Source organism: Lawsonibacter faecis, from assembly GCF_014287675.1.
Classification (GTDB): Bacteria; Bacillota; Clostridia; order Oscillospirales; family Oscillospiraceae; genus Pseudoflavonifractor; species Pseudoflavonifractor faecis.
Map to the genome: position 1 here is coordinate 70,773 of NZ_JACOPQ010000006.1, position 13,863 is coordinate 84,635.

Annotated in this window: 11 protein-coding genes; all 11 read right to left on the reverse strand. The window is 63.0% G+C overall.

Annotated features, from left to right (window positions below):
- Positions 1-281: 281 nt before the first annotated feature.
- A complete protein-coding gene (gene ftsZ, locus H8S62_RS09085) occupies positions 282-1,412 on the reverse strand; it encodes a cell division protein FtsZ (RefSeq protein WP_155147167.1) in 1,131 nt (376 codons plus the stop codon).
- A 69-nt stretch (positions 1,413-1,481) separates the two neighbouring features.
- Complete coding sequence (locus H8S62_RS09090) at positions 1,482-1,850, reverse strand: small basic family protein (protein WP_155147169.1); 369 nt, start codon at positions 1,848-1,850, stop codon at positions 1,482-1,484.
- A complete protein-coding gene (locus H8S62_RS09095) occupies positions 1,847-2,611 on the reverse strand; it encodes a DUF881 domain-containing protein (protein ID WP_186919087.1) in 765 nt (254 codons plus the stop codon). The genes H8S62_RS09090 and H8S62_RS09095 overlap by 4 nt, the downstream gene beginning before the upstream one ends.
- A 55-nt stretch (positions 2,612-2,666) precedes the next feature.
- On the reverse strand, positions 2,667-3,434 hold the full coding sequence (locus H8S62_RS09100) for a cell division protein FtsQ/DivIB (protein ID WP_173023483.1): 768 nt from the start codon (positions 3,432-3,434) through the stop codon (positions 2,667-2,669).
- A 314-nt stretch (positions 3,435-3,748) separates the two neighbouring features.
- Positions 3,749-4,999 carry a UDP-N-acetylglucosamine 1-carboxyvinyltransferase gene (gene murA / locus H8S62_RS09105; protein ID WP_155147175.1) on the reverse strand — a complete coding sequence of 417 codons (1,251 nt, stop codon included), beginning with the start codon at positions 4,997-4,999 and terminating at the stop codon, positions 3,749-3,751.
- A gap of 176 nt (positions 5,000-5,175) precedes the next feature.
- A complete protein-coding gene (murG, locus tag H8S62_RS09110; protein ID WP_155147177.1) occupies positions 5,176-6,306 on the reverse strand; it encodes an undecaprenyldiphospho-muramoylpentapeptide beta-N-acetylglucosaminyltransferase in 1,131 nt (376 codons plus the stop codon).
- A 113-nt stretch (positions 6,307-6,419) separates the two neighbouring features.
- A complete protein-coding gene (ftsW, locus tag H8S62_RS09115; protein ID WP_341481036.1) occupies positions 6,420-7,637 on the reverse strand; it encodes a putative lipid II flippase FtsW in 1,218 nt (405 codons plus the stop codon).
- A gap of 151 nt (positions 7,638-7,788) precedes the next feature.
- A complete protein-coding gene (mraY, locus tag H8S62_RS09120; RefSeq protein WP_155147180.1) occupies positions 7,789-8,775 on the reverse strand; it encodes a phospho-N-acetylmuramoyl-pentapeptide-transferase in 987 nt (328 codons plus the stop codon).
- A 206-nt stretch (positions 8,776-8,981) separates the two neighbouring features.
- Positions 8,982-10,436, reverse strand: a complete 1,455-nt coding sequence (locus tag H8S62_RS09125) for a UDP-N-acetylmuramoyl-L-alanyl-D-glutamate--2,6-diaminopimelate ligase (RefSeq protein WP_155147182.1) — start codon at positions 10,434-10,436, stop codon at positions 8,982-8,984.
- Positions 10,437-10,570: 134 nt separating this feature from the next.
- Entirely contained in the window at positions 10,571-12,961 is a 2,391-nt protein-coding gene (locus tag H8S62_RS09130; RefSeq protein ID WP_155147184.1) for a penicillin-binding transpeptidase domain-containing protein, read from the reverse strand.
- A 263-nt stretch (positions 12,962-13,224) separates the two neighbouring features.
- A complete protein-coding gene (locus H8S62_RS09135) occupies positions 13,225-13,806 on the reverse strand; it encodes a hypothetical protein (RefSeq protein ID WP_155147186.1) in 582 nt (193 codons plus the stop codon).
- Positions 13,807-13,863: the final 57 nt, after the last annotated feature.

A 13,863-nucleotide genomic window follows, 5' to 3' on the forward strand; every position in this document is an offset into this window, starting at 1 on the left:
AAACGTCCCCCGTCAGCTCCTATGCGCCGCGGTGGTTAAGGGATAAACACATTCTCGACTCAACGGGTCGCTGCTCACGGCGCATATCACTCCTTTTGGGCTTCAGATAACAGTAGTATTATAAGCCCGTCCCGCACGGATTGCAAGGACAAGAATATGGGGTCGGCGGATTTCTTTGCGCAGACGGCTGAGCCCGGCGCAAAGCCGGCTCCCGCACGGCCTCGCCGGGGGACGCTGCAAAAAGCCCGGCCCGCATTCGCGGGCCGGGCTTGTCCACGGTCTTACTTCCCCTTGTTAAAGATCTTGAAGATGTCGGTAAAGGGGTCGTTATCGGGGTCCTCCGCCTCGGGCGCCAGGGGGATGGGGGCCTTGACGCCTCCGCCCTGCTGCTGGGCCTGGCCGGTCGCCTGCTTCTCCCCAGCGGCGGAGAAGGGCTGGCTGGACAGGCTGCTGCCCGCCTCCTCGAAGCCTGTGGCGATGACGGTAACGCGGATTTCGTCCTCCAGGTCGTTATCGAAGGCGGCGCCGAAGATGATGTTGGCATCCATATGGGCCGCCTGCTGGACCAGATTGGCGGCGGTCTCCACCTCCTCCAGGCCGATGTCCATAGAGCCGGTCACATTGACCAGAACGCCCCGGGCGCCGTTGATGGAGGTCTCCAGCAAGGGGCTGGAGATGGCCATCTTGGCCGCCTCCTCCGCCTTGTTCTTCCCGGCGGCCCGGCCCACGCCCATGTGGGCCATGCCGGCGTTCTTCATGACGGCGGTCACGTCGGCGAAGTCCAGGTTGATGAATCCGGTATTGCTGATGAGGTCGGAGATGGACTGCACCGCCTGGCGGAGCACGTCGTCGGCGATCTCAAATGCGTTCTGGAAGGTAATTTTCTGGTCGGTGGCAAACTTGAGGCGCTCGTTGGGAATGATGACCAGGCTGTCCACCCGGGTGCGCAACTCCTCAATGCCCTTCTCCGCCTGCTCCATACGGCGGCGGCCCTCAAAGGTAAAGGGCTTGGTAACCACGCCCACGGTCAAAAGGCCCATCTCCTTGGCGATATCCGCCACAATGGGGGCCGCGCCGGTGCCGGTGCCGCCGCCCATGCCCGCGGTGATGAAGACCATGTCCGCGTCCTCCAGGGCCTTGGAGATCTGGTTGCGGCTCTCCTCGGCGGACTTGCGGCCCACCTCAGGATTGCTGCCCGCGCCCTGGCCGCCGGTCAGCTTCTCACCAATTTGAATTTTCTGGGTTGCACTGGAAACGGACAGCGCCTGCTTGTCCGTGTTGACTGCAATAAAATCGACGCCCTTCATACCGGCTTTTACCATCCGGTTGACCACGTTGTTGCCGCCGCCGCCGACGCCGATCACCTTAATGGTGACGACAGTATCGGGACCGGCGTCCAAACCAAATGCCATAAGACTGCTCCCCCTATGTAAAAGAAAGTGAAATTTTTCTTTTTCTACAAATTATGGTATCTCCAGATTCTACTCTTGGACTATATCTTGTTCTATTTTAGCCCCCTTTGGGCGCGAGGTCAAGAGTTCCCTGCGGATTTCCGCAAAGTTTTGGAACAATCTTGTGCCAAAAACCAAAACCGCAGCCAGGTAGAGGGGCAGGCCCAGCTTGTCCCCCAGCCAGGCCAGGAAGACGGCGATAACGGCGTTGCCGAAAAAGCCAGAGAGGAAGATGGAGAGTTTGAAGGTTTTCTTGATCCGGGCGTTCATGCCGCCCAGCGCGGAGTCCAGGGCGGCCAGCAGGCCGGTGGCCACATAGAGGCTTAAATGGCTGGGCACATGCCAGGGCAGGAAGCAGCCGATGACCAGGCCGACAATCAGGCCGATAAGCTCAATCATCCCACGCCCTCCTCTGTGCCCGCGTTCCCGGCCGTGGCAGGCGCGGCGTACCGGAACTCAATCACTCCGGAGTACTTGGGCACCAGCAGCTTCTCGCTGGCAGTGACCTTCACCTCGATCTTCCACTGGCCCAGCACGTCCACCACGCCGCCCCGCATGGTGAGCGCGTTATAGAGGGTGGTCGGGTCCCCGACGGCGTTGAACACAAAGGGGGCGGTATAGCGGCGGCCGTTGACGATGACCACCGATCCGGCGCAGCGGATTTCGCTGGTGGCCAGCAGCCGCTCGCCGTTGAGTGAGATGGCCTCCGCCCCGGCGTCGCGCAGCTCGTTGACCACACTGAGCAGGTCGTTGTCGTGGATGATGTAGTCGGCCTCCTCGCCGGTGATGTTGGCGACGGTGGAGTCCCGCAGGCTGACCATTACGCCGGGGCCCTCCACGTCCACCAGTCCGGCCTCCATCTGAAGCTTTGAGAGCTCCGCCTTCAGCGCCTCGCTCTGGCTGCTGCCCGAGGCGGCGGCGTCCCGGTAGGTCTGGAGCTCCGCCTCGGTCTGGTCCAGCTGGGCCTGGAGCTTCTCGGACTTGTCCACCTCGTCGTTGTAGAGATTCTGGAGGGTCTCCAGCCGCCCTGCCCCGGCGGCGTCCGCCGCCGAGTTCACCTTGACGCTGCGCAGCTGGACCGCCAGCAGAATCCCCAGCACCACGCAGACCGCGCCGATGGCCAGTTCGCCCCGGTTCTTCTTCGTCTTTGCTTTTTCCATTTGGTTCTCCTTGCCTGTTGTCCGTCGTGACGTGAAGAGACTGTCCCGTCCCTCGCTACGAATAGGGTATCAAATGGATCTCGTTCTCATCCAGCGTAAAATCCAGGATACCCGTGTCATTCTCAGGCAGCGTCTTTGCCGCCTCAATCACCGCGCGGACCGAGCGGTCAAAGTCGGTGGTCATGGGCAGGCGCACGGTAAAACGGCCGCCGTACTTCATCTCAATGGCATTGAGGGCGGTCAGGTCGAAGCTCTCCGCCTGTCCCGCCACGGCGTGGCGGGACAGGGCCTGCAGGAGCTGGGCGAGACTTTCCAGCTTGTGCTGCTGCTCCTCCGCCACCCCCAGCTTCCTTCCCACGGCAGGCGCCGCGGGGCTGAGGCCGGTCACCTGGGGATAGCCGGCAATGCCGGCCTGATCGGTGCGCTCCAGAATCTGAATCTTCTCATCCAGAATCCACCATGCGCCGTCCCCCTGTATGGCGGCCACGGCGGTGCGCTCCGTGACCCGGATCACCAGCGTGTCAGGCAGGCGGCAGGAAATCGCCACCTCCTCCACATAGGGCAGCCGCTCCAGGATCTGCCGATAGGTCCCGACCCTGTTGAGGGCGAAGAGGTTGTCCCCCTTCTCCACCTCGGCGGCCTCGATAATCTGCCCCGCGGAATAGCGGGAGTTTCCCTCCACCTCGATATTGTCCACCCGGAAAAAGACCACGCAGCCGACAATAATGGCGGCGAGAATGACCACCACGGACAGCAGTTTATAGAGGAAGCCGAAGCGTCCCCTGTTCCGCCGCCGTCCGCGATTACTTCTTCTCGCCGCCATTTGCTCCGCTCCCATTTCCGGCGGAGTCCACGCCCCGCCGGATTTTTCTTTCTGGTGTCTGTTTTAAAACCCGCAAAACACCGAATGAACGACCATTTTGCCGCCTTGCGGCCCCAGTTTATCTTGCAGTCCGTCAGGATTCCTGCATAAAATTGGTCTGCCCGACGGCAAAAGCCGCCGCCCATTCGTCATTCCGCACATTTTAAAGCAGATTCTAGTATATCGGATAAACCGAAATAATGTGTAAGGAATTTCTTAATTTTTACGGACCCGGCGCCGGGCGGTTCTCCGGCCCGCGCCGGTCTCCGCCACCGTCACGCGGTCCGGACAATTTCAGCGCCCAGACTGCGCAGGGCAAGCTCCAGGTCGTGGTATCCCCGGTCGATGTGGTGCAGGCCCGTGATCTCGCTGCGCCCCTCCGCCCCCAGGGCGGCCACCACCAGGGCCGCGCCGCCCCGCAGATCGGAGGATTTGACCGCCGCGCCGTGGAGCCTGGGCACGCCGCAGACCACGGCCACCTTGCCCTCCACCCGGATGTCCGCCCCCATGCGGGAGAGTTCATCCACATGGCGGTAGCGGCTCTCAAAGATATTCTCCACGAAGACCGAGGTTCCCGTCCCCTTGCACAGCGCCGCCATCAGGGGGGCCTGGGCGTCGGTGGGAAATCCGGGATAGGGCGCTGTCCGCACCGGCCGCACGCCCTTGAGGGGTCCGTCGCAGCGGATGCGGATGTGGTCCCTGCCGCTCTTCACGGCGCAGCCTGATTCGGCCAGCGCCGCCGTGACGGTGGACAGATAGGCATAGTCGCAGCCGGTCACGTCCACGTCGCCCCCGGCCGCTGCGACGGCGGTGAGGTAAGTAGCGGCCACAATGCGGTCGGCCATGACAGTATGCTCCCCGCCGTGGAGCCGCCCGGCGCCCTCAATGGTGATCACCGAGCTGCCTGCGCCCCGGATCTTCGCGCCCATGGCCAAAAGAAAATTCTGCAGGTCCACAATCTCCGGCTCCCGGGCGGCGTTGGTGATGGTCGTGGTCCCGTCTGCCGCGGCGGCCGCCAGCATGGCGTTCTCGGTGGCCCCCACACTGGGGATGGAGAGCACGATATCCCCGCCAGTCAGGGCGCCGGTGCAGTGCAGGGCGCTCCCCCGCTCCTCAATCCCGGCCCCCAGGGTGCGGATGGCCGCCAGATGCAGGTCGATGGGCCGGGGGCCCAGCTCACAGCCGCCGGGGGTGCAGAGGGTCGCCTCCCCCATGCGGCCCAGAATGGCCCCCAGGAAGATCACCGAGGATCGCATCTCCCGCATCAGTTCGTCGGGCACGTCGCAGCGCGTCAGGTGGGAGGCGTCCACCGTGATGGTGTCCCCCTCCCGGACCGCCTTACAGCCCAGATGTCTCAGAATTTCCAACGAGGCGGCCACGTCGGACAGGTCGGGGCAGTTGTGGATTACGCTCTCCCCCTCCCCCAGGATGGCCGCCGCCAGTATGGGCAGAACGCTGTTCTTTGCCCCATGTACCCGGACGGAACCCGTCAAACGGTTCCCGCCCTCCACCAGAAAAGCACTCATATCGTCCGTCCTCCGCATAGTTGGTCTTGGTTCACTCAGGCCATACTATGCGCTGAGGACAGTGCAAGTGAAACATGAAAAATGAAAAGGGAAAAGGCTTTTGCCGGAAAATGCTTCTAAAACGCATCATAATGACGGGATTCCGCTCTTTGACTTACTCGGGCTGTCTCGCTTTTTCATTTTTCCCTTTTCTCCAGCCTCATCAGCGTCTCGTAGATTTTCTCCGCCGCGTCGGGGACCGCCATCTCTGTGAGGGCCCGGCTCATGGCGGAGCGCCTGGCTTTGTCGCCCAGCAAATCCGCCGCCGTCCCGTAGAGCCGCTGCGGGGTGCACTCGCTCTCGGGGAGGAGCACGGCGCCCCCCGCCCCGGCCAGCACCTTCGCGTTTTTGGTCTGGTGGTCGGCGGTGACATTGGGCGAGGGCACCAGAATGGATGGCTTGGCGATGGCCGCCAGCTCTGAGATGGTCGACGCGCCGGAGCGGCAGATGACCAGATCGGCGGCCGCCATGGCGACCGGCATATCGTAGATATACTCCCGCACCTCCACCGCCGGGTGGGCGCTGAGGCTCACGCCCTTGCCCCCCAGCTCCTTGGTGAGGCGGGAGAAGTCCCGGCCCGCGCCGTGGAGGTGGTGGAAGGGCTCCCCCGCGTCGCACTCCATGCGGATGAACTCGGTCATCATCCCGTTCATGACCTGCGCCCCCAGGCTGCCCCAATAGGAGAGGACCATGGGCCGCTCGTCGGAGAGTCCCAGGCGGGAACGGGCCTCCCTCCTGGTATACTGGAAGAAATCGCCCCGGACGGGGGTGCCGGTGACCACCACCTTCTCGGGGCAGTCATAGTAGCTCCTGCTCTCCTCAAAGCCCACCATTACGGCGTCCACTACCTTGGAGAGCGTCTTGGTGGTAAGGCCGGGGACGGCGTTGGACTCGTGGACGGCGGTGGGGATGCCCCGGCGCGCCGCGGCGTTTACCACGGGGTAGGAGGCGTATCCCCCGGTGCCCACCACCAGGTCCGGCTGGAAGTCGTCCAGAATGGCGTTCGCCTGCTTCTTGGACTTGTTCATATTCAGGACGGTCTTGACATTGTGCCCGACGGCGGCGGGGCTCAGGGAGCGCTGGAAGTTGGTGATGGTGACGGTCCGGATCTCGTAGCCCTCTTTGGGCACCAGCCGGGTCTCCATGCCGCCGTCCGCCCCCACGAAGAGCACCTGGCACCCCTCCTCCCGCTGCTGGAAGAGCCGCGCCAGGGCCACGGCGGGGTTGATATGGCCCGCGGTACCGCCGCAGGTAAATAGTATCTTCATAATCGTTGTCCCTTCATGAGAGAAAAAGGCAAAAAGCCGACCCCTCCGCATTTGTTCACCGTGGGAGCATCCCACCCGTGCGGCGCGCCTTTTTCTTTGCCTTCTTTTTTCTTCTACCCCTGCCTGGGCGCGGGTATCTGTCTTGAAACGCTCAGCACGATGCCCATCTCCAAAAGCTGTATCATCAGCGCCGACCCGCCATAGCTGAAGAAGGGCAGCGAGATGCCGGTGACGGGGATCAGGTTGGTGATAACCGCGATGTTGAGGAAGACCTGCACCGCCATCAGCGTGGTGATGCCCACCACCAGCAGCGCGCCGAAGCGATCCCGGGAGTGGATGGCAATCCAGTAGCCCCGGATGATGAGCAGGGCAAAGAGGATGAGAATAATGGCCGCGCCGATATAGCCCAGCTCCTCGCAGGCGATGGAGAAGATGTAGTCGTTTTCGGGCTCCGGGAGATAGAGGAACTTCTGCCGGGAGTTGCCCAGGCCCACGCCCAGCAGTCCGCCGGATCCAACGGCGTAGAGGGACTGAATGGTCTGGTAGCCCTTGCCCAGGTAGTCGCTCCAGGGGTCCTTCCAGATGGCCAGGCGGCTCGCCATGTAGTCGGTATTATTCATGATGAACCAGAGACCCAGGCCCGCCGCGGTGCCGCCGCCGATGAACCAGTACATCTTGATGCCCGCGGCGAAGAGGATAGACGCCCCTGCCACCAGAATGAGGATGGTGCCCGACATATGGGGCTCCATCAGCATCAGGCCGGCCACCGCCACCAGGACCACCCCGTAGGGGATGAGCTCCAGCAGGCCGATGCGGTCCATCGCGTCGAAGAGGCGCCCGGAGAGCTTGCGGCGGTCATACTTCTTCTTTTTCTCCGTGTCCCGCTTGGACAGACGCGCCGCAAAGAAGAGGATGACCCCCAGCTTGGCGACCTCCGAGGGCTGGAGACTGCCGATACCGGGCACGCGAATCCAGCGCTGGGCGCCGACAGTGGACTTGCCGTAGCCGAAGGGGAAGACCAGCACCAGCAGCACGAAGGCCGCAATCAGGGCGAAGACCGACATCCAGCGGAACTGCTGGTAGTTCATCTTGGAGGTGATGTACATGATGACCACGCCCGCCGCCGCGAAGATAGCCTGGCGCACAAAGTAGAAGGTGGGGTCGTGCTTGGCGACGGTGGGATCGTAATAGGCCGAGGCATAGGAGGCGGAGAACACCATTACCAGGCCGATGCCGGTGAGCATGAGCACCAGCATCAAAAACGGCAGATCCATGGGTCCCCGGGCCAGCTGTTCCTCGACCGTCAGATCCCGCTTCATTTTCTTGGCCACGGTCCATCACCTCCTTTTTATCGGGCGGCCATCGGCCGCCCCTGCCTTGTTCCGGGGCCCCACGGTGGGGCGGCGCGGGTGCGCCGAAGGACGGTGGAATCACTTTCCACGCCGCAGCTGAAAGCCCCGGGAGACCCATTTGGCACAGGCGTCAAATGGGGAATCGGTTCATCACTCCGAAGTAGGCCAGCAGGCAGGCGGCCAGGGTGATGAGGGTGAAGACCATGAAGAGCTTCACCTCGGTCCAGCCCCCCATCTCCAGGTGGTGGTGGAGGGGGGCCATTCGGAAGATGCGTTTTCCGTGGGAGAGCTTAAAGTAGGTCACCTGGATGATGTCCGAGAGGGTCTCGGCGATGTAGATGACGCCCACCAGGATCAGCGCCACGGGGATATCCAGCGCGAAGGCCAGGCCGCACACCGCGCCGCCCAGGAAGAGGGAGCCGGTGTCGCCCATGAAGACCTTGGCGGGGTGGAAATTATAGATGAGGAAGGCGCACAGCCCGCCGAAGAGGGCGGCGGAGAAAATGCTTAAATCCTCCTTGCCCCACAGCACCGACACGGACAGGAAGAAGAGGGAGACCGGCATGGTCACGCCGGTGGCCAGGCCGTCGATGCCGTCGGTCAGGTTGACGGCGTTCACCGTCCCCACCATGACGAAGGCCGCGAAGACGGTATAGAGCCAGGGCTGGGGATGGAGGGTCACATTGATAAAGGGAATGTAGATATCAAAGCTCAAATAGCCGAACTTTCGCAGCAGGAAGGTAAACGCAATGGCCGCCGCCAGCTGGAGCAGGAATTTCATCCCCGCCGAGAGACCGTCTCCGTGGTGGTGCTTCACCTTCACATAGTCGTCGATATAGCCGATGATGCCGAAGACCAGCGCGAAGAGGAAGACAAACCCCGCGCCGAAATTGCCCGACGCCAAATCCTCCCAGCCCGCCGCCAGCACCGCCGCGGCAATGCCCACAATGAACATCAGCCCGCCCATGGTGGGGGTGTCCTGCTTGGAGTTGTGCCACGCCGGGCCGTACTCCTTGACGCCCTGTCCCGCCTTCATCCTGCGCAGGAAGGGAATCAGGAACCAGCCGGTCCCGAACGCCACTGCGAACGCCACTACAAAACTGATGACTAGCCTCATCTTTTGAACCTCCAACGCCGTTCCGGGCACACACTCCCGGCCGGGTATTCTCTTTTCACGAGATGGTATTGTACCATAATCCGTCCGCGTATTTCCACTGAAAAAGTAACAAAAAGGGAGCTGTTCGGACGCCGGGCCATGGTCAATGGGTGAAAGGAACCGGAGGGGCGTCCAGCACGGTAAAGCCCCCTCCGAGGCATCCCCTATTACCTATTCCCCGGCTCCTGAAAGTATGCCGCCACCTCTTCCCGCTCGTCCAGGTGGTGCTGTACGCCGTCAATCTCCTGGTAGGTCTCGTGCCCCTTCCCCGCCAGGACCAGCACATCCCCGGCCCTTGCGTTGGCGAGGGCCCACCGGATGGCCTCCCGGCGGTCGGAGATCACCACATTGGGCGTGCCGCTCTCCCCCACACCGGCCAGAATGTCCTCCAGAATGGCCCGGGGGTCCTCCGTGCGGGGGTTATCGGAGGTGAAGACCACAAAATCCGCCAGGTCTGCGGCAATGCCGCCCATGATGGGCCGCTTGCTCCGGTCCCGGTCTCCTCCGCAGCCGAAGAGGCAGACAACCCTTCCGGGTGTAAACCCCCGGACCGTGGTGAGGATGTTCTCCAGTGCGTCGGGGGTGTGGGCGTAGTCGATGATAACCGTGTAGTCCGTGGGGGTGGGCACCACCTCAATGCGGCCCTTGACCCCCCGGGCGGTCCCCAGGGCCCGGACAATGTCCGGCAGCGGCAGGCCCAGGGTCAGGCCGCAGGCGATGACGCCCAGGGCATTATAGATGGTGAAGCCGCCGGGAATCGGCAGCTTTACCCGGGAAATGGCCCCCAGCGTCACCGCCTCAAACTCCACCCGGTCGGGGAAGAGGCGGATATTCTTGGCGGTCAGGTCCGCCTCATCCTTGTTTTCAGAGTAGGTAAACGTGGGACAGTCGACGCACTCCGCGTAAAATCGTCCCGCCTCGTCGTCCAGATTGAGCACCGCCGTGGCGGTCTGGCGGAACAGCAGGCCCTTGGCCGCGCGGTAGTTCTCCATGGTCTTGTGGAAATCCAGATGGTCCTGGGTGAGGTTGGTGAATACGCCCGTGCGGAAGGGGATGCCGTCCACCCGGTGGAGGACCAGCGCGTGGGAGGAGACCTCCATCACGGCGTGGGTGCAGCCCGCGTCCGCCATTTCCCGCAGGAGCTTTTGCACCTCGTAGGACTCGGGCGTGGTGCGGTGGGCGGGGAGGCTTTTTTCGCCAATCATATTCTGGTTGGTGCCGATGAGCCCCACCCTCGCTCCCAAGACCCCCTCCAGCATAGCCTTCAGTAGGTATGTGGTGGTGGTCTTGCCGTTGGTGCCGGTTACGCCCAGCACGGTCATCTCCCGCGCCGGGTGGCCGAACCAGTTGGCGGAGAGGGCGGCCAGGGCCGCCCGGGCGTCCGCCACCGTGAGCCAGGGCCCCGGCTCCTCCGGGGCGCGCTCGCAGACCACGGCGGCGGCCCCCTTCTCCAGGGCCTCGCGTATGAATTTGTGTCCGTCCGTCTTGTAGCCGGGCAGCGCCACGAAGAGCGCGCCGGGGGCGATGTCTCGGGTGTCGTAGCTGATGCCTGACAGTTCAACGTCCCCGTCCAGCGTCCGGCCCGTAAGGGCCACGCCGGACAGTAATTTTTCAAGCCGCATACACAATCACCCATCTTTCCGATTGCCATACTGATTGTTCCCCGCTCCGCCCCCCGATGCCACGGGACTGGTCATCGCGGCAGGCGTATATGGTGAGCGAAGCGGGCCCCTTTTGCGCGGAGAGGCGGCGCGCCTCAGAAGCCGGCGCCGGCCGTGCTGGCCGTGTTGTCGGTAAACTGCACCTCCACAACGGTGCCCCGCTCCACCAGGGTGCCGGCGGCGATGGACTGGCCGGCGGCGCGGGTATTCTCTGTATAGTCGGCCACGCCTCCGGCCTTGAGGTAGAGTCCCGCGTCCACAAGGGCCTGCTTGGCGGCCGCAGGCGTCTTGCCCTGCACGTTGGGAACCTCCACCTGGTCGGTGGGCTTCTCCTCGCCCAGGTAGAGCACCACCTGGCTGCCGCCGGGAATGGAGGCGCCCTGGACGGGGATCTGGCCGGTAACGGTCTCGCCGCTGCCCACGGTACGCACCGTGAGGCCCTGGGCCTCCACCGCCTTCTGGGCGTCGGCGGCGGGCAGGCCCACCGCGTTGGGGACCAGCACGTCTGCCCGGGACAGCTCCTCCGCGGTGTACTGCTTCTCAATGCCCAGGTGGTCCAGGATATTGCCCAGCAGCTCGCCGGCCATCCGCGCTGCCATCACGCCGCCGCTGATGTACCAGCCGCCGGCGGTGTAGTTGGAGTTGGGGCCGGTGGGCTTGGGGTTGTCGTAGGCCAGAAGGATGACCACCTGGGGATCCTCCGCCGGGGCGAAGCCCAGGAAGGAGACGATGGTGTGGTCATCCTCCAGCGTCTCGGAGGAGCCGGTCTTGCCGCCGATGTGATAGCCCGCCTGATAGGCGTTGTGGCCGGTGCCGCCGTCCACAACACCCTCCAGAATCTTGCGGCAGCGCTCGCTGGTCTCCTCGCTGATCACCTGGCGGACCTCGGTGCTCTCGGTACTCTTGAGGACGTTGCCGTCGGCGTCGGTGATGGACTGGAGCACATAGGGCTTCATCAGGTGGCCGCCGTTGACCACGGCGGAGGCGGCCGTGATGAGCTGAATCGGAGTCACCTGGAAGCGCTGGCCAAAGGAGGCCGTCAGCAGGGAGGTGTAGCCGTAAGGGCCGGTAAAATTCTCCCTGGGCCAGATCAGCACACTGGTGTCCTGCTCGCCCTGCATATCGATGCCGGTCTTATCCAGGAAGCCGAAGTCCTCCATATAGTCGTAGAACTTCTCCGCGCCCAGCCGCTCGCCGATGGCCATAAAGGCCGGGTTGCAGGAGTTTGCCACCGCCTTGGCCAGGTCCTGGTCCCCGTGGCCATCCCGCCGTGAGCAGCGGATGGGCTTGGTGAGGCCCGGCACGGTGACGGATCCGGTGCAGTTGAAGTGGTCGCTTTCGCTGACCACGCCCTCCTCCAGGGCGGCGGCCAGGACGATGGATTTAAAGGTAGAGCCCGGCTCGTAGGTGTCGTTGATGGCCTTGTTGCGCCACTGGCTCAGCCGGGCGTTACCAAGGGCCTCCTTGTACTCATCGCTGTCCGCGCCGTAGGTATTCTTAATCGTCTCCAGCTCGGCCAGCGTCTTTTCGCTGTTGACGGCGCTGGGACTGTTCAAATCATAGGTCGGGGAGTTGGCCCAGGCCAGAATGGCCCCGGTCTTGGGGTCCATGGCGATGGCAAAGCCGCCGTTTTGCACGTCGAACATCTCAATGCCCTTATCCAGAATCCGCTCGCAGTAGTACTGGATGCTGGCGTCGATGGTCAGGTTCAGGTTGTTGCCGTTGGTGGCGTCATAGTAGTTCTCGTAGCGGGAGAGCATCTCGGTGCCCTTGCCGTTTTTGGCGGTGACCACCCGGCCGGTCTCACCGGCCAGCTCGTCGTTATAGATGGCCTCCATGCCGTAGGCGCCCTGATTTTCGGAGTTGACGAAGCCGATGACCTGGGCGGCCAGACTGTTGTAGGGGTAGTAGCGCTTGCTGGTGGGGGTGGAGTAGAGGGCGTTGGAGAGGCTGTACTCCAGCTTAAAGGCCAGGATCTGGTCGTTAACCTCATCCTCCACCTTGCCCGCCAGCTTCACGTAGGAGGTGTCCTTCTGGAGGCGGAGGAGGATGGTGTCCTTATCCATCCCCAGAATCTCGGCCAGCTTCGCGGCCACCGCCTCGTCGGTCGGCTCGGGGCCGGGCGGCTCCTTGCGCTTGCCGCTTGCGTAGTCCTCCGCCTTTTTCCGGTAGTTCTCCTGGACGGTGTTCAGGTCCCGGGGGGAGACGATAATATCGTAGGCCGTGGCGCTCTGAGCCAGCGGCGTGCCCTTGCTGTCATAAATCGTGCCCCGGTTGGCCGCCACGGCCACATCCCGGGTCTGCTGGTCGATGGCCAGCTCCTCGTAGTGCTCGTGGTTGACAATCTGGATGTCGTAGAGCTTCATCAGCAGCGGGATAAAAATGACAATACCAAAGAGGACCATCAGGGCGATGGTCCTGCCGAGGATGGTCCGGTTCCCCCGCCGGTCCGGCTGTTGATTGTTCTTTTTCTTTTCAATCGCCATAAGTACACCTCTAAAAATGAGCAGAAAACGGATAGGGACGTATCAGAACGCATCCGAAAGGCGGGTCTGGGGCTGCGGGGCAGACGGCAGCCTCGTACCGGGGCCGGGCGGCCGCCGTTTGGGGGACCCGTCTCCCGAAGACTTTTTTCAACCGGAAAATACAAGGGCGTAAGAAAACAAATATTTTCTTACGCCCTTTCTCTATAGCGGGCCTGCCGGCCCTTGTTCTCTTTTTCAGGGTCCTGTTTACTATATGGGGTCACTTACTTGAAATATTCCACCACATTCTCAAATACTTCGCGGATGCCCGCCAGCGCGCCCTCCACGCCCTCCAGCGGCTTCTCCTTGTCGTTAAAGAGCGTCACGCTGTCCGGCTCGGACAGATCCAGGTAGAGAATCTGCCCGCTCTGGGGCTTCACCATGGAGCCGTCGGAAGTCACCTTCGCCTCAATGCTGGCCAGATCAAAGGCCAGCTCATACTGGACCCGCAGCTTTGTCTCCTGATTCTGCAGAGCCGTCAGCTCGGTCTTCAGCCCGGCGATATCATCGGACAGAACGGTAATCTGAATATAGCTCATCAGCACCAGGATCGCGAACACGCCCACAGCCAGAAAGCCCACCACCGCGAAGGGGGACACCCTGCCCGCCTCGCGGGTACGCACCTTGGGACGGGCCACCGTCTGCTCCCGGGGCCGGACAAGGGGCCGGGGCTGGAGGACCTCCTCACCGCCGTGCAGGGGGCGGGCGGCGGTCTGGGCGTAGTCCAGATCATAGGCTACGTTGCCGTAGGTGGCTCTGGGGGCGGCATATCTGGTTTTTTTCCTGGCCGCTACGGCTGTCGCCATGGAAAGTCACTCCGTTTCTTTCAACAAATCAACGCACACACATCGCGCGCTGCCGCT

What these genes read in the sequence shown, in the direction of transcription:
- mraY (WP_155147180.1), bottom strand. Translation starts at nt 8,775, where the DNA reads ATGAGGCTAGTCATCAGTTTTGTAGTGGCGTTCGCAGTGGCGTTCGGG.
- ftsZ (WP_155147167.1), bottom strand. Translation starts at nt 1,412, where the DNA reads ATGGCATTTGGTTTGGACGCCGGTCCCGATACTGTCGTCACCATTAAG.
- H8S62_RS09095 (WP_186919087.1), bottom strand. Translation starts at nt 2,611, where the DNA reads ATGGAAAAAGCAAAGACGAAGAAGAACCGGGGCGAACTGGCCATCGGC.
- H8S62_RS09125 (WP_155147182.1), bottom strand. Translation starts at nt 10,436, where the DNA reads ATGCGGCTTGAAAAATTACTGTCCGGCGTGGCCCTTACGGGCCGGACG.
- H8S62_RS09100 (WP_173023483.1), bottom strand. Translation starts at nt 3,434, where the DNA reads ATGGCGGCGAGAAGAAGTAATCGCGGACGGCGGCGGAACAGGGGACGC.
- H8S62_RS09135 (WP_155147186.1), bottom strand. Translation starts at nt 13,806, where the DNA reads ATGGCGACAGCCGTAGCGGCCAGGAAAAAAACCAGATATGCCGCCCCC.
- H8S62_RS09090 (WP_155147169.1), bottom strand. Translation starts at nt 1,850, where the DNA reads ATGATTGAGCTTATCGGCCTGATTGTCGGCCTGGTCATCGGCTGCTTC.
- murA (WP_155147175.1), bottom strand. Translation starts at nt 4,999, where the DNA reads ATGAGTGCTTTTCTGGTGGAGGGCGGGAACCGTTTGACGGGTTCCGTC.
- H8S62_RS09130 (WP_155147184.1), bottom strand. Translation starts at nt 12,961, where the DNA reads ATGGCGATTGAAAAGAAAAAGAACAATCAACAGCCGGACCGGCGGGGG.
- murG (WP_155147177.1), bottom strand. Translation starts at nt 6,306, where the DNA reads ATGAAGATACTATTTACCTGCGGCGGTACCGCGGGCCATATCAACCCC.